14 protein-coding genes are annotated in these 16787 nt (G+C 35.6%); 11 read left to right on the forward strand and 3 right to left on the reverse strand.

Features of this window, described 5'->3' with window-relative positions; genetic code table 11:
* Positions 1-8: 8 nt before the first annotated feature.
* The gene (locus tag C245_RS0119865) at positions 9-737 is read right to left on the reverse strand and encodes an RNA methyltransferase (protein WP_017498370.1); all 729 of its coding nucleotides are present in this window, start codon (positions 735-737) and stop codon (positions 9-11) included.
* A 37-nt stretch (positions 738-774) separates the two neighbouring features.
* On the opposite strand from C245_RS0119865, the gene C245_RS0119870 reads away from it, so the two are divergent.
* The 5 genes from C245_RS0119870 to C245_RS0119890 all read left to right on the forward strand — a co-directional run bounded on the left by C245_RS0119870 (position 775) and on the right by C245_RS0119890 (position 6643).
* Positions 775-3336: a BamA/TamA family outer membrane protein gene (locus C245_RS0119870; RefSeq protein WP_017498371.1), complete on the forward strand. Its 2562-nt coding sequence runs from the start codon at positions 775-777 to the stop codon at positions 3334-3336.
* Between the two features lie 58 nt (positions 3337-3394).
* Positions 3395-4462 carry a class II fructose-bisphosphate aldolase gene (gene fbaA / locus C245_RS0119875; protein WP_017498372.1) on the forward strand — a complete coding sequence of 356 codons (1068 nt, stop codon included), beginning with the start codon at positions 3395-3397 and terminating at the stop codon, positions 4460-4462.
* An 82-nt stretch (positions 4463-4544) separates the two neighbouring features.
* On the forward strand, positions 4545-5399 hold the full coding sequence (gene accD, locus C245_RS0119880; protein ID WP_017498373.1) for an acetyl-CoA carboxylase, carboxyltransferase subunit beta: 855 nt from the start codon (positions 4545-4547) through the stop codon (positions 5397-5399).
* A 419-nt stretch (positions 5400-5818) separates the two neighbouring features.
* Entirely contained in the window at positions 5819-6220 is a 402-nt protein-coding gene (locus C245_RS0119885) for a helix-turn-helix domain-containing protein (protein WP_017498374.1), read from the forward strand.
* Between the two features lie 54 nt (positions 6221-6274).
* Positions 6275-6643 carry a DUF5004 domain-containing protein gene (locus tag C245_RS0119890; protein ID WP_017498375.1) on the forward strand — a complete coding sequence of 123 codons (369 nt, stop codon included), beginning with the start codon at positions 6275-6277 and terminating at the stop codon, positions 6641-6643.
* A 169-nt stretch (positions 6644-6812) separates the two neighbouring features.
* On the opposite strand, the gene C245_RS0119895 is transcribed toward C245_RS0119890, so the two are convergent.
* Together C245_RS0119895 and C245_RS0119900 are read right to left on the reverse strand one after the other, a co-directional pair.
* Entirely contained in the window at positions 6813-7859 is a 1047-nt protein-coding gene (locus C245_RS0119895) for an NAD(P)-dependent alcohol dehydrogenase (protein ID WP_017498376.1), read from the reverse strand.
* A gap of 96 nt (positions 7860-7955) precedes the next feature.
* On the reverse strand, positions 7956-9203 hold the full coding sequence (locus tag C245_RS0119900; RefSeq protein ID WP_017498377.1) for an ABC transporter permease: 1248 nt from the start codon (positions 9201-9203) through the stop codon (positions 7956-7958).
* Between the two features lie 166 nt (positions 9204-9369).
* Between C245_RS0119900 and purH the strand changes: the two genes are divergently transcribed.
* From purH to rodA, 6 genes are all read left to right on the forward strand, one after another.
* Positions 9370-10896 (forward strand): bifunctional phosphoribosylaminoimidazolecarboxamide formyltransferase/IMP cyclohydrolase, encoded by a 1527-nt coding sequence (gene purH, locus C245_RS0119905; protein ID WP_017498378.1) that lies wholly within the window; start codon positions 9370-9372, stop codon positions 10894-10896.
* A 54-nt stretch (positions 10897-10950) separates the two neighbouring features.
* Positions 10951-11979: a rod shape-determining protein gene (locus C245_RS0119910; RefSeq protein WP_017498379.1), complete on the forward strand. Its 1029-nt coding sequence runs from the start codon at positions 10951-10953 to the stop codon at positions 11977-11979.
* Between the two features lie 107 nt (positions 11980-12086).
* Positions 12087-12911, forward strand: a complete 825-nt coding sequence (gene mreC / locus C245_RS0119920) for a rod shape-determining protein MreC (RefSeq protein ID WP_017498380.1) — start codon at positions 12087-12089, stop codon at positions 12909-12911.
* Positions 12904-13410: a hypothetical protein gene (locus C245_RS0119925; protein ID WP_026110182.1), complete on the forward strand. Its 507-nt coding sequence runs from the start codon at positions 12904-12906 to the stop codon at positions 13408-13410. The genes mreC and C245_RS0119925 overlap by 8 nt, the downstream gene beginning before the upstream one ends.
* Positions 13407-15371: a penicillin-binding protein 2 gene (gene mrdA, locus C245_RS0119930; protein ID WP_017498382.1), complete on the forward strand. Its 1965-nt coding sequence runs from the start codon at positions 13407-13409 to the stop codon at positions 15369-15371. Before C245_RS0119925 ends, mrdA begins: the two co-directional genes overlap by 4 nt.
* A gap of 15 nt (positions 15372-15386) precedes the next feature.
* Positions 15387-16622: a rod shape-determining protein RodA gene (gene rodA, locus C245_RS0119935; RefSeq protein ID WP_017498383.1), complete on the forward strand. Its 1236-nt coding sequence runs from the start codon at positions 15387-15389 to the stop codon at positions 16620-16622.
* Positions 16623-16787: the final 165 nt, after the last annotated feature.

Consider the following 16787-nt stretch of genomic DNA (forward strand, 5'->3'; position numbering starts at 1 on the left):
ACAAATACTTAACTATTTCGTTTAAATTCACTAAGAATAATTGCTGTTGCGGTAGCTACATTTAAACTTTCTGTTTTTTGCAGCTCTCCAAATCTTGGAATGGTAAGTCGGCTTGTAACCATTTTTTCAATTTCCGATGAAATCCCATTGGCTTCATTGCCCATGATAATGATTCCATCCTGAGGAAGATCGGTTTTATAGATATTTTCGCCGTCCATAAAAGTTCCAAATACAGCTAATTTTGTTTGAGCTATAAACGTTTCGAGATCAACATAATTAACGTTTACTCTGGTAATAGAACCCATGGTAGCCTGCACCACCTTTGGATTGTAAATATCGACGGTTTCTTTTGAACAAACAATTTGCTTGATCCCAAACCAGTCACAAAGGCGTAAAATGGTTCCTAAATTTCCGGGATCACGAATATCGTCCAAGGCCAAAATCAGACCTGAATCGATTATTTTATTTTCGGCAGGAATTTTAAAAACAGCCAAACAGGAATTAGGAGTAGATAAAGCACTTATTTTTTTAAGTTCCTGCTCATAAATTAAAGTTCGCTTTGAAGAATGAACCTCTTCAAAATCATTTAGAGTCGTGTATAAATGCTCTAGTTCAAAATTGGATTGCAACAATTCTTGAATTACTTTTACTCCCTCGGCGAAAAACAATTGATTTGCAAAACGTTGCTTTTTTTGATGTAACCCTGAGATAAGCTTTATTTGGTTTTTACTAACCATAAAATAATGTACTTTTGAATTAAATATTTAAGAACACTTGAAAAAGAATTCCACAAAAATAATAGCATTTATCCTAATAGCAATATTTATTTGCGCTTGTAATGCTGTAAAAAGAGTTCCTGATGGAAAAAACCTTCTTGTTAAAAATACTATCCTTGTAAATGGCAAGTCAACTAACGACGAAACTGCTTTCAATCAAATGTACCAAAAACCGAATGGTACCCTATTAGGATATCGTCTTCGTTTGAATTTATACAACCTTGCCAATTTAAATCCGGATTCAACCTATAAAGCTAAATTCAAAAACAATCCGGGTTTGTACGAACGCCAGTCGAAACTCTTATCTGCAAAACAAGTTGATCGTCTGGGACAATCCTTTATGTACAAAGGTATTCATGAATTTCTGAAAAGCACCGGTGAAGCTCCGGTAATTATTGATACTGCAAAAACAAAGAAAACACTCCTTCGTCTAAAATATTATTATTTCAACAGTGGTTATTTTAAAGTTGCAACAGATTATAATATTGACAGTGTTGGAAGAAAAAAAGCCAAGATAAACTACAATATTACAACCGGACCTGCTTATACTTTAGACACTATCAAAACGAAAATAATGACTCCTGCATTAGACTCGTTATACAAAGTTAACCCTGACCCTTCGGTTTTAAAATCAGGAAAACAATATAAAACCGTAGATTTTGAAGAAGAAAAAAATCGTCTTACGACCTACTTTAGAAACCACGGAGCCTATTATTTCCAGCCTACTTATGTGACTTTTGATATTGATACTATTGGCAAAAAAGACAAAGCCAATGTAACTTTGATTGTAAACAACAATAACATCCAGGGAAGAGATTCAAGCAGAACAGAACCTTTTAAACTGTACAAAATTAGTGATGTCAACATCTACACTGATTATTCTGCAACAAATGCAAAAAATAAAATCACAGACAGCACCACCTACAACAACTTTAATCTATACAGTTATAAAAAACTAAAATACAGACCACGAGCCATTACCGATGCAGTTTTTATCACTAAGGGAAGTACTTTTTCAGACACCAGAACTACTCTTTCCTCAAGATACCTGAACAATCTGAAAATTTTCAATTATCCGTCTATTCAGTATACAGTCGACAAACGCGACTCAACTGCGCAGTCCTTAATTGCTAATGTCTATCTTACTCCAAGAAAAAAATACAGCTTTGGAGCTACTTTTGACGTTACACATTCTAACATTCAGGATTTTGGTATTGGAGCAAGTATTTCCGAAACTATTCGTAACGTTTTTAACAGAGCCGAAACTTTGGAAATCTCTACTCGATTAAATTTAGGGTCATCCAGAGATATGGCGAACCCCAACAACAATTTCTTCAACGTTTCTGAATATGGTCTCGATTTGAAACTAAATTTCCCAAGAATCTTACTGCCTTTTGGAACAGAAAAAATTATTCCAAAAAGAATGATTCCTTCCACCAGCGTTGCTGCAGGTTTCTCTAAACAAAGAAATATTGGACTGGACAAAGAAAATTTCACAGGAGGAATCGCTTACAACTGGTCTCCTAAACGAGGGAATACGGCAAAACTTGAACTCCTTAATGCACAATTCGTACGAAATTTAAATCCGGATAACTACTTTAACGTTTATAGAACATCTTATAGAGAATTAAACAATATTGGTACGATATACAATAAAAATGAGGATTATTATAACAGTCCAGACGATCGAAACCTAAGCATTCCCAAAGGAACTACAGGGTTTACCAATGATGTATTGTCCCCCAACTCTACTTTAGTCCTTCCAGATCAGGACTATAAAGATGTAAAAAGCATTGAAGAAAGAAGAATTCGTCTAACCGAGAATGACTTTATTCTGGCCACAAGCTATACTTTTACCAAAACCACAAAAAAAGATCTTGCCGATAATACATTCTATCAGTTTAAAACCAAAATAGAATCAGCCGGTACTTTGCTATCAGCTATTTCAAACATTGGGAATTTTCAAAAAAATGACAAAGGCAATTATGAAATTTTTAATCTGGAATATTCAGAATACATCAAAACTGAATTTGATTATATCAAACACTGGGATTTTGGAAAAGAAAAAGTACTGGCCGTAAGAACCTTTTTCGGAATTGCGGTTCCATTTGGAAATTCAAATTATATCCCGTTTTCACGAAGTTATTATGCAGGAGGTTCAAACGACAACCGCGCATGGCAGCCCTATTCTTTGGGTCCCGGAAGCACAAATGCCGCAAATGATTTCAACGAGGCCAATATGAAAATAGCAATGAGTGCCGAACTTCGTTTTAAAATTTTTGGCGCTGTTAAAGGAGCCATCTTTGCAGACGCCGGAAATATCTGGAATGTGCTCGATAATGTGATTGATGAGAAAGCAAAATTCTCTGGCGTAAACGATTTAGCTGAAATTGCACTGGGTACAGGATTTGGTTTACGCTACGATTTAAGCTTTTTTGTTATCCGTTTAGATATGGGCTTTAAGACCTATAACCCAGCACATGAGAAGGGAGATCGCTGGTTTAAAGAATACAATTTTGGGCACTCGGTTTTAAATTTTGGAATAAATTATCCATTCTAATGCTAATTAATTCTTATTTTTGCAACCTAAAAACTAAAAACAACTAAAAAAAATTACAATGGCACACAATATTAAACCGGGAGTAGCTACGGGAGATCAGGTTCAGGAGATCTTTAATTATGCGAAAGAAAAAGGATTTGCATTACCTGCAGTAAATGTTACTGGTTCAAGCACAATCAATGGAGTTCTTGAAACTGCAGCAAAATTAAATGCACCGGTTATCATTCAATTTTCAAACGGAGGAGCACAGTTTAACGCTGGAAAAGGATTATCTAATGCAGGTGAAAAAGCAGCAATCGCTGGTGGAATCGCCGGAGCAAAACATATTCATACTTTGGCAGAAGCTTACGGAGCAACTGTAATTCTTCATACTGACCACTGTGCAAAAAAATTATTACCTTGGATTGATGGTTTATTAGATGCTTCTGAAAAACATTTTGCAGAAACAGGAAAACCATTATACAGTTCTCACATGATTGACTTATCTGAGGAGCCAATCGAAGAAAACATCGAAATCTGCAAAGAATATTTGGCAAGAATGAGTAAAATGGGAATGACATTGGAAATCGAACTTGGTATTACAGGTGGTGAAGAAGATGGTGTTGACAACTCTGACGTTGACAGTTCAAAATTATATACTCAGCCAGAAGAAGTTGCTTATGCTTATGAAGAATTATCTAAAATAAGCCCTAAATTTACAATTGCTGCTGCTTTTGGAAACGTTCACGGTGTTTACAAACCAGGAAACGTAAAATTGACTCCAAAAATCTTAAAAAATTCTCAGGATTTCGTTCAAAACAAATTCAACACGGGTCATAATCCGGTAGATTTTGTTTTCCACGGAGGTTCAGGTTCTACACTTGAAGAAATCAGAGAAGCAATTGGATACGGAGTAATCAAAATGAATATCGATACCGATTTACAATTTGCATATACAGAAGGAATTCGTGATTATATGGTTAAAAACATTGACTATCTAAAAACTCAAATTGGTAACCCGGAAGGTGCTGATGTTCCGAACAAAAAATATTATGACCCAAGAAAATGGGTACGTGAAAGCGAAGTAACGTTCAATACAAGACTTGAGCAAGCTTTTGCAGACTTAAATAACGTAAATACATTATAATAAAAAAGTTGAAAGTTTCAGGTTTCAAGTTTCAGGTTTCTCAACTTGAAACCTGAAACCTGAAACAAAAAAAATACTCAATATGGCTTGGTTTAAAAGACAGGAAAAAGGGATTACGACCGCTACAGAAGATAAGATGGACGTTCCGAAAGGATTGTGGTACAAATCTCCAACAGGAAAAATTATTGATGCTGACGAATTAGCCCGAAACTTATTTGTAAGCCCTGAAGATGATTTTCATGTTCGAATTGGAAGCGCAACCTATTTTGAAATTTTATTTGACAATAATGAGTTTGTTGAATTAGATAAAAACATGACTTCTAAAGATCCTCTGCATTTTGTGGATACAAAAAAATATGCGGAACGACTGAAAGACGTTATGGAAAAAACCCATCTGAAAGACGCTGTGCGTACCGGAGTGGGAAAATCTAAAGGAAAAGAGCTTGTAATTTGCTGTATGGATTTCGCTTTTATCGGTGGATCTATGGGAGCTGTTGTAGGTGAAAAAATTGCCAGAGGTATTGATCACGCTATCAAAAACAAACTGCCTTTTGTAATGATTTCTAAATCTGGTGGAGCTCGTATGATGGAAGCTGCTTATTCTTTAATGCAATTAGCAAAAACATCTGTGAAATTAGCACAATTAGCAGAAGCTAAATTACCTTACATCTCTCTTTGTACAGATCCAACAACCGGAGGAACAACTGCATCATACGCTATGTTAGGAGATATCAACATTTCTGAGCCAGGCGCATTGATTGGTTTCGCTGGTCCGCGTGTAGTTCGTGACACCACCGGAAAAGATTTACCGGAAGGTTTCCAAACTGCTGAGTTCTTATTAGAGCACGGTTTCCTTGACTTTATCACGCCAAGAAAAGAATTGAAAGACAAAATCAACTTGTACATCGATTTGATTCAGAATAACGATATTAGATAGTTTTTAAACTTCTAAATCATACCAAATCCCAAGAAATTGCTTCTTGGGATTTTTTTATTTTTATAACCAACAAAATATACCGTTCCTCCGGAACTCACCGATGTATAATTGACCATATTCAACGGAATGAATTCCGTTGCTACCGATATTTCATTCCTACGGAATTTTTATCAGTGTGTAACTTCAACATGATAAATCATATTCTTTATCAATATTTCATTCCTACGGAATTTTCTTAACTAACAATTTTAATAGCAACTAATTAATACTTGTCTGAAAAATTGTATTTTTGCTCTACATACATCAATCTATTATAATAGCTTTAACCCAAACGAACTATTAAAAATGTATCTCACAATAATTGATGTGTTTTTTACCAAATGCCATTTTTATTAAAGCTTTATAAATATCTTTGAATTATGAGTACAGCAACAAAACCAAATCACATAGGACGAAAAATTAGTCGTATTCGTGAACTTAAAGACATGAAGCAGGAAGCTTTGGCTCAGGCTTTAGGAACCTCCCAGCAAACCGTATCCACAATAGAGAATAGCGAAACCATAGATGATGCAAAACTTGCAGAAGTAGCCAAAGCTCTTGGCGTAAGTGTTGAGGCTATAAAAAACTTTAACGAAGAAAACATGATCAGTTATTTTAATAATTTTTATGATAATAGCACTAGCAATGGCGTAAATGGAATATTCAGTCCAAGCCATTGTTCCTTTAATCCAATAGACAAAGTAGTGGAACTTTTTGAGCGTTTAGTCCAAGCTGAAAAAGAAAAAGTTGAGTATTTAGAAAAATTACTGAAAGAAAAATAAGTTCGTTCAGAAACATATTAGTTCCTCAAAATCTAACTTTAAAACCATATTCTTATGAAAAAGATTGTTTTTCTAGCACTAATTACGTTAGCTTCACTTTCCATTCAGGCACAAACGTCAAAAGAACTTATTGGAAAATGGCAACTGATAAGACTTACCAAAAACGGGAAAGAAAAAGATATAAAAGAAAAATTCAAGAGTGATCAGGTATTTCAGGTTTTCCAGGAAGATCAAAAATTCACAGGAATTGTGGGAGACAAAAACACCAACGGCAAATGGAAACTTTCAAAAAAGAACGATGTTTTAACCGTTACTGTTAATTTAATTCCTGTAAAATTCCAGATTGATTACTTCGATAGCAAAAAGCGAGTTATTACTAACGATCAGATAGGAACGCTAGAATACAAAAAAGTAGACAACTAATATCTTAAAAACTGAAAGTCTTTAGACATTAAGGAATACTAAAATTTATACCAAATCTTCAAAATAAAAAACTCTTCGAGCCTTGCGTTTAAATCTTAACCGCAAGGCTCGCAAAGTTTACAGAAAGAAAAAAACCTTTGAACCTTTGCCTCTCTGAACCTTAAAAAAACTACTTCAAAGAAGCCATATCAATTACAAAACGATACTTCACATCGCTTTTATTCATTCGGTCGTAAGCTTCATTAATATACCCCATATCGATAATCTCAACATCTGAAGTAATATTATGCTCGGCGCAGTAATCCAGCATTTCCTGAGTTTCTCTGATTCCTCCAATCAAGCTTCCAATAATACTTCTTCTTTTCATGATTAAAGTAAAAACAGGAATTTCGGCAGGTGCAGGCGGAGCACCTACTACAATCATGGTTCCGTTTGTCGTTAACAAATTCAGATAGGCATTATGATCGTGTTTGGCAGAAACTGTATTCAGAATAAAATCGAAACTATTGGCAAGCGATTCCATTGTTTCCGGATTTGAGGTTAAAGCAAAATGATGCGCGCCTAACTTTTTAGCATCGGCTTCTTTTGAAGGAGAGTGGCTTAACATTGTAACTTCGGCACCAAAAGAAACTGCAAATTTCACAGCCATATGACCTAATCCCCCAAGCCCTAAAACTCCAACTTTATGCCCTTTACCTACTTTTAAATAACGCAAAGGCGAATAAGTTGTAATTCCGGCGCATAATAACGGAGCAACTCCTTTGATATCGAGTTTTTCAGAAACGTGAAGCGTATAACTTTCATCTACAATAATACTGGTTGAATATCCTCCCTTGGTTGGAATATCCGTTCCTCTCTCTACACCATTGTAAGTTCCGGTCATTCCTTCATCACAAAATTGCTCTTCGCCGGATTGACAGCTTGGACAGACTCTGCAGGAATCTACAAAGCACCCCACTCCTGCCAGCTCTCCAATTTTAAACTTAGAAACTTCGCTTCCAACAGCAACAATTCGGCCTACAATTTCGTGACCGGGAACTAAAGGGTAATTTACGGGCCCCCAATCCCCTTTTGCGGTATGAATATCTGAATGGCATACACCACTGTACAGAATTTCTATCTGAACCTGATGGGCACCTACTTCTTTTCTTTCAAACGTGTAGGGTTTTAACGGATTAACAGCATCATAGGCTGCATAAGCTTTAACTGGTATCATCGTATCGCTTTTTAAGTTAGGGTATTAAAATTACGATAAAATTCAACAGCTGAGCTAAAATAATAACGGTTAAAAATTGATTTTTTAGCAGAATGCCTACATCCCGGTTCGAATGGCTTCAACCGGATCCAGATTTGCAGCGGAGATTGCCGGCAATATTCCCGAAATTAGACCGATAAATGCGGCGAGAGTGGTTCCTAAAATTATATTCCCGAAACTAAGAACAAATTCAAAATCAAGCATTTTTGTTAAGACCAGTGCAATTCCCCAAACCATCACCAAACCTATTATTCCACCAATAACAGAAAGAATTACTGCTTCAAACAAAAATTGAAATAAAATAAATCGGTTTTTAGCGCCCAGTGATTTCTGAATTCCGATTAAATTGGTTCTTTCTTTTACAGATACAAACATAATATTGGCAATTCCAAAACCACCTACCAGAAGAGAAAATCCACTGATAATCCATCCCACAACATTCATCTGTCCTAAAATTCCATCTATAAAATCGGTAAATCCGGAAAGTACATTAATAAAGAAATTATCTATTTCTCCGGCTTTCATACCACGAATAGCTCTTATTTTTTGTGCCACCTGTGCTTTATAAGCATCCATATCGATCCCTTTTACAGGCTTCACAACAATTACGGGTGTCATGGCATCACTATCACCATACATTCGGCGTAAAAAATTAGCCGGCAAATAAACCGATGTATCATTACTGTCTCCAAAAAAACCTGCTCCTTGTTTTGCAATTACACCAATTACATTAAAGCGTTGTCCGTACAAACGGATACTTTTCCCAATAGGATCACTTGTGCCGAAAAGCCCTTCAGCAATTTCGTAACCCAAAACAATAACAGCCGCACCGGAATTCGACTCAGATTCGGTATAAAATCTCCCTTTATCAAAACTTAACCCTTCAATATTTACAATTTCATTCGACGACGGGATAATATTTACATCACTTACGGTTTTTGAATCGTATTTTAAACTTTCGTGTTTCACAAAAAGCTGATACGCCACCTGATCCGTATTGGTCAATGAATTTTTCAGCCCTACATACTCATCATATTTCACATTTGGAAACTGATCTCTTTTCCATTGTGGAATTTCAGAAGGTCCAAAACTAAACTTCATTAAATAAATTGTATTTTTATCTAAGCTACTCAAATCTTTAGAAATTTTACGATCTAAAGAATCGACCGCTGCCAAAACAGCAATAATCGAAAAAATTCCGATCGTAACCCCTAATAACGACAACAACGTTCGCAGTTTATTATTTCGCAGCGCATTTACGGCAAAACCCAAACTTTCTTTTAATAATCTTAGATAAACAAGCATATAGTCGTATTTTTCAATAAAGTAAAATTCAATAATTTAAAATCAAAAACCTAATAAAAGTTAACTTACTCATCAGTAGATTTTTTTAGCATAATGTTACATTAATTTTCTTTAAAATAATATATAAAAAAACTACTTTTGCAGTCTCAAAAATCATAACTACACGATGAGCACAACTAAAACAATACAATCGGCATTAATCTCTGTTTTTTCAAAAGACGGTTTAGAGCCAATCGTTAGAAAATTACACGAACAAAATGTAACACTTTACTCGACCGGAGGAACCGAAGATTTCATAAAAAACCTTGGTATTCCTGTTGTTCCTGTTGAAGACATTACTTCTTTCCCTGAAATTCTTGGAGGAAGAGTAAAAACACTTCACCCGAAAATCTTTGGTGGAATTTTGAACCGTCAGGATAACGAAAGTGACGTTCAGCAGATGAAAGAATTTGATATTCCTCAGATTGATTTAGTAATCGTTGATTTGTACCCGTTCGAAAAAACAGTTGCCTCAGGTGCAAGTGAGCAAGATATTATTGAAAAAATTGACATTGGCGGAATTTCTTTGATCCGTGCCGGTGCAAAAAATTTCAAAGACACTGTAATTGTTGCTTCGGTAAACGAATACAGCCTGCTTTTAGATTTGATTACAGCGCAAAATGGAGCAACTACTCTTGAAAACAGAAGATTATTGGCTACCAAAGCATTCCACGTCTCCTCTCACTACGACGGAGCTATTTTTAACTATTTCAACACTGACGAAACCATTTACAAAGAAAGTATTGCAGATGGTCAGGTTTTAAGATACGGTGAAAACCCTCATCAAAAAGGATTCTTCTTTGGCAATTTTGATGCTATGTTCAAAAAAGTTCACGGAAAAGAATTATCATACAACAACTTGTTAGATGTTGATGCTGCAGTAAACTTAATTAATGAGTTCAAAACTGACGGCCCAACATTTGCCATTTTAAAACACAATAACGCTTGTGGTTTAGCTTCAAGAAAAACAATTAGTGAGGCTTATTTAGCAGCACTGGCTTGTGATCCAACATCTGCTTTTGGTGGAGTTTTGATTGCAAATACTAAAATTGATGTTGCAACAGCAGAAGAAATCAATAAATTGTTCTGTGAAGTAGTAATCGCTCCAAGTTATGACGAAGAGGCAATTACAATACTACAAGAAAAGAAAAACAGAATTATTTTAATTCAAAATGAAGTTGAATTACCAACAAGACAAGTAAGAACATGTCTTAACGGATTGTTAATTCAGGACAGAAATAATATTACAGATACTAAAGAGCATTTAAAAACCGTTACTATTACTGAGCCTACAGCTGAAGAAATAGAAGATTTGATATTTGCTTCAAAAATTTGTAAAAACACCAAATCAAATACAATCGTATTTGCTAAAAACGGAACATTAATTTCGTCAGGAACAGGTCAGACTTCAAGAGTTGACGCTTTAGTTCAGGCAGTTGACAAAGCAAAAGCTTTTGGATTTGATTTAACCGGTGCTTCGATGGCAAGTGATGCATTTTTTCCATTTCCGGATTGTGTAGAATTAGCCAAAAAAGCAGGAATAACTGCTGTTATTCAGCCAGGAGGCTCAATAAAAGACGAATTAAGCATAAATTATTGCAATGAAAACAATCTTGCAATGGTATTTACGGGAACACGTCATTTTAAACATTAATTTGTTTAACTTTGTTCAAAATAATTTATAACATTTTAAACCCCTAAAAAACTTATGGGATTTTTTGATTTCATGACCGAGGATATTGCGATAGACCTTGGTACCGCAAACACTTTAATCATACATAATGATAAAGTTGTTATTGATAGTCCATCGATCGTTGCACGTGATAGAATATCAGGCAAAATCATTGCTGTTGGTAAGGAAGCCAATATGATGCAAGGTAAAACGCATGAAAACATCAAGACCATAAGGCCTTTGAAAGACGGTGTAATTGCTGATTTTGATGCTTCGGAAAAGATGATCAACATGTTCATCAAAAGCATTCCGGCATTAAAAAAACGCATGTTCACTCCGGCTTTAAGAATGGTGGTTTGTATTCCATCCGGTATTACCGAAGTGGAGATGAGAGCGGTAAAAGAATCTTGTGAGAGAGTAAACGGAAAAGAAGTTTACTTAATTCACGAACCAATGGCAGCAGCAATTGGTATTGGTATCGATATCATGCAGCCAAAAGGAAACATGATTGTTGATATTGGAGGTGGTACTACAGAAATTGCCGTTATCGCACTAGGTGGAATTGTGTGTGACAAATCTGTAAAAATTGCAGGTGACGTTTTCACAAATGATATTGTTTATTACATGCGTACGCAACACAACCTTTTTGTTGGAGAAAGTACTGCAGAGAAAATAAAAATTCAAATTGGTGCCGCAATCGAAGATTTAGACGGACCACCGGAAGATATGTCTGTTCAGGGTAGAGACTTACTTACAGGGAAACCAAAACAAGTAGATGTTTCTTACCGTGAAATTGCAAAAGCACTTGACAAATCGATTCAGCGTATTGAAGATGCGGTAATGGAAACATTATCTCAGACTCCGCCGGAATTAGCAGCCGATATCTACAACACAGGTATTTATTTAGCTGGTGGTGGATCGATGTTAAGAGGTCTTGACAAACGTATTTCGCAAAAAACAGATTTACCTGTTTATATTGCTGAAGACCCGTTAAGAGCTGTTGTTCGTGGAACCGGAATGGCACTTAAAAACATTACAAAGTTCAAAAGTATCTTAATCAAATAAGATCCATAATAACAATCAATATATTTTCTCGGAGCCAAATTAAACATTTGGCTCTGATTAAATTTGAAACCAAAAGCATATCCTGAAACAAAATAACCACACAAGAAATGCAGCAAATTTTTAATTTCATTATAAGAAACAGTAATCGATTGCTGTTTTTGCTGCTTTTAGGTATTTCGTTGGCACTCACAGTTCAGTCTCATTCTTACCACAGAAGCAAAATAATCAGTTCGGCCAATTTTCTAAGCGGAGGTGTTTATGAAAGAATCAATCGCGTAAATGAATATTTGAATTTAAGAACTGAAAATGACGAACTTGTACTTGAAAACGCAAGATTAAAAAGTCTATTATTCAACAAACAAGACACCACAAAACTACCTTTGGCAGACAGTGTAAAAGGAGTTAAACCTGCGGATATTATTGTTTCAAAAGTAATTCACAACTCCTATAACACACATGAAAATTTCATCACGCTTAACTCAGGGGCAAACGATGGCGTTAAACCAGATATGGGGGTAATCAATAGCTTAGGAATTATTGGTATTATTGATGACACATCACCAAGATATGCGACTGTCGTAAGTATTTTGAATACAAAATCTCAAATCAATGCCAAGATTAAAAAGTCAAATCATTTTGGATCATTGACCTGGGACGGTAAAAGTACCGGATTTGCACAGTTAAAAGATGTTCCGAGATTAGCTTCCATCAGAAAAGGTGACACCATCGTAACCGGAGGACAATCGGTAATTTTCCCTGAAGGAATCAACATTGGAACGGTTGACAAGATCTATATTGAGAAAAACACAAGTTACTACGTTATAAATGTTAAACTGTTTAACGATATGACCAACTTGGGGCACGTATACATCATCAAGAGCAAGGACAGAGAAGAACTTATTAATTTAGAAAACAAGGAGAAAAATGAATAGCGCTTTGTTACTCAATATTTTTCGATTTATTATGTTACTAGCAATTCAGGTTGTTATTTTCAATAATATGAATTTTTTAGGGTACATAAGTCCCTTCCCATATATCTTGTACATTATTTTGTATCCGGTAAACAGCAACCGAACGGGTTTGATCGTTTCGAGTTTTTTACTTGGAATTATCATGGATATGTTTTGTAATTCGGGAGGAATTCATGCAGCAGCCTGTCTTGTACTGGCTTATTACAGGCCTTATATTTTTAAATTCTCGTTTGGACTTAGTTATGAATATCAAACTATTAAACTGAATGATTCCTTAACTCCCGAACGATTTTCATTTATTTTAGTTTCTGTTGTATTACACCACATCGTGTTATTTATTCTCGAAGCTTTTCAGTTCAAATTTATTCTGGATGTTTTGCTCCGAACTTTATTTAGTTCGATCTTTACCATAATCACCTCAATTATCATAATTTACCTTATTAAGCCTAATAAACGATGAGAAAAGTTTTGCTGCCCTCTTTAATTATTATTGCAGCATCCTTGCTAGTGATCAGGATCTTTTATTTGCAGATTATCGATGATTCGTTTAAGTTAAAATCCGAAAATAATGCCATAAAGAAAAAGTATGACTATCCGGAAAGAGGTTATATTTATGATCGACATGGAAAATTATTGGTTGCCAATCAGGCTTCTTATGACATCATGGTGATTCCGAGAGAAATCAAAGAAGACCTTAATATTCCTGAATTCTGTGCTTTATTAAACATTACCAGAGAAGAGTACGATAAAAGAATTGCCAAGGCCAAGGTATACAGTCCAAGACTGCCTTCGGTATTTTTAGCACAGCTGAACAAAAATGAATTCGCCGCTTTTCAGGAAAAAATTCGAAAATATGAAGGCTTTTATTTTCAAAAGCGTTCTCTTCGTGACTATGAAGTAGATTACGGTGCCAACATCTTTGGCTTTATCACACAGGTAAACGAACGACAAATTGCCAAAAACCCTTACTACAATAGTGGAGATTTAATTGGAAAGCAAGGTGTTGAAGAAAGCTACGAAGACATCCTTAGAGGTATTAAAGGTGTAAAATATATTCAGAAAGACAAATACAATAGAGAAATTGGCTCTTACAAAGAGGGTAGATACGATACTATCGCCGTAGCAGGAGAAGACATCAACTTAACAATTGATGCCGAGCTTCAAAAATACGGAGAAGAGTTAATGATCAATAAAAGAGGAGGAATTGTCGCTATCGAACCTAAAAGTGGGGAGATTTTGGCATTAGTAACCGCTCCTTCTTATGATCCCGGAATTTTAGTTGGAAGACAACGATCTAAAAATTACACCCTTTTATATCACGATTCGATTGCAAAACCATTATACGACAGAGGCCTTTTAGCAGAGTACCCTCCCGGTTCTCCGTTTAAAATTCTTACCGGTCTGGTTGCTTTACAGGAAGGTGTTATCAACGAGCAGACCACTTTTATGTGCCACCATGGATTTAGCTATGGTAGAGGTCGTTTTATGAAATGCCACGGTTTTGGCCCTCATCAATTACACAATGGGATTTACAATTCCTGTAACACCTATTTTGCACAATCTTACATGCTAACCATTAACAAATATAACAATCCTGCTAAGGCGGTAGATGTATGGAGCGATCACATTAAAAGTTTCGGCTTGGGACAATTTATGGGCTATGACCTGCCAACAGGTAAAAGAGGAAATATCCCAACATCAAAAACATATAAAAGAATTTATCCTAACGGAGGCTGGAGAAGTACAACCATCGTATCAAATGCTATTGGTCAGGGAGAAGTTTTAATGACTCCAATCCAACTAGCCAATATGATGGCAACTGTCGCCAATCAGGGATACTATTATACCCCTCACATCATTAAAAAGATTGAAGGAAAGAAAATTGATGCAAAATTCACCACTAAACATGTTACCACAATTGACCAAAAATATTTTCCGCCAGTCATAAGCGGTTTGTTTGATGTGTATAACAAAGGAACAGCTTACGCCCTTAGGGTAGAAGGCATTGATATTTGTGGAAAAACAGGTACTGCAGAAAATTTTGCAAAAATTAACGGCAAAAGAACACAGCTTAAAGATCACTCTATATTTGTGGCTTTTGCACCAAAGGATAATCCAAAAATTGCAATTGCAATTATGATTGAAAATGGAGGGTTCGGAGCAACAGTTGCGGGGCCGATTGCCAGTTTAATGATCGAAAAATATCTGAGACATAAAATCACCAGGACCGATTTAGAAACAAGGGTTTTAAACAAAAGCTTAGCCAGCGAATATGCAAAACTGGGCGGTATGAACGAAGCCAGTGCCATTGAATCTACACCAAAAGATTCTACTTTAAAAGCTAAAATTGTTCCCGTTAAACCGGTGACACCTAAAGCAGAAGTTAAAAAAACAGTATCAGACACCACTAAAAAGAACTAACAAAGATTATTTCAAATGAAAAATCAAAGTGTAAAAAATAACATTGACTGGATAAGCGTTTTTATCTACATTTCGTTGGTGATATTAGGGTGGCTGAACATCTATTCTTCCTCTTTATTATCAACCGAAGGAACTTACCAAAAGCAATTAATCTTTATCGGATGTACCATTCCTCTGATTTTTGTGGTGCTTTTTGTAGATGGAAAGTTCTACGAGAAATATGCGACTATTATTTTTGGCGTTTCACTGTTGTCCTTAGCCGGTTTGTTCTTATTCGGAAAAACTATTGCCGGACAAAGATGTTGGTACGCTATTGGCAGCTTCACTTTGCAGCCATCTGAGTTTGCCAAGGCAGCCACTTCATTGGCATTGGCCAAATATTTAAGTGACACACAAATCAACCTGAAAGACACTAACAGACAGCTTCAGGCTTTGGCTATTGTATTTTCACCTGTATTATTGATTTTACCTCAACCCGATCCAGGAAGTGCTTTAATTTATAGTATTTTCATTATTGTTTTGTATAGAGAAGGGCTACCATCCTGGTACGTATGGACTGGATTCATTACTATTCTATTATTTGTATTAACACTCGTTCTGGAACCTTATGTAGTTATTTTAATTGCCTTAGGAGTTTTAACGATCATACATTTCAAAGGCAGGGTGGTTGATAGAAATATTATCTTAAGCGGTATTCTTTTAGCTGTTATGTCTGCTTTTGTTTTCTCTGTAGATTATGTTTTCGATAATGTTTTTAAACAGCACCACCGTGACCGTTTTAATATCTTATTAGGAAAAAGTGTTGACATGAAAGGTATTGGATACAACACCAATCAATCTGAAATTGCTATTGGATCCGGGGGATGGATTGGAAAAGGTTTCCTTGAAGGAACTCAAACCAAAGGAGGATTCGTTCCTGAACAACACACCGATTACATCTTCACAACTGTTGGTGAAGAATGGGGTTTTGTAGGATCTCTAGTGGTAATCTTGCTTTTTGCCGGTTTATTTCTGAGAGTTATTTATCTGGCTGAAAGACAAAAAACAAAATTCAGCAGGGTATACGGGTATTGTGTTGCCGGAATTTTGTTTATACACTTCTTTGTTAACATTGCCATGGTTATTGGAATTTTCCCAACAATTGGGGTTCCTTTGCCTTTCTTTTCTTATGGAGGTTCCGGACTCTGGGGATTCACAATTTTACTGTTTATCTTCTTAAAAATGGATGCCAATAAGGTAAATGAATGGTAGTTTTCTTAAAGGTGCTAAGCTTCTGAGGCGCTAAGATGCTAAGTTTTTTATTCAGAGCCTCAATGATTTCTGGAGTTGATATTTAAGTAGCATTTCATTTCTCACATCTTATTACGACTCGCATTTTACATTTCACAAAAGAAAAACATATAACATAAAAAAGTC

The organism is Flavobacterium sp. WG21, assembly GCF_000335775.1.
In the GTDB taxonomy this organism is placed as follows: domain Bacteria; phylum Bacteroidota; class Bacteroidia; order Flavobacteriales; family Flavobacteriaceae; genus Flavobacterium; species Flavobacterium tructae.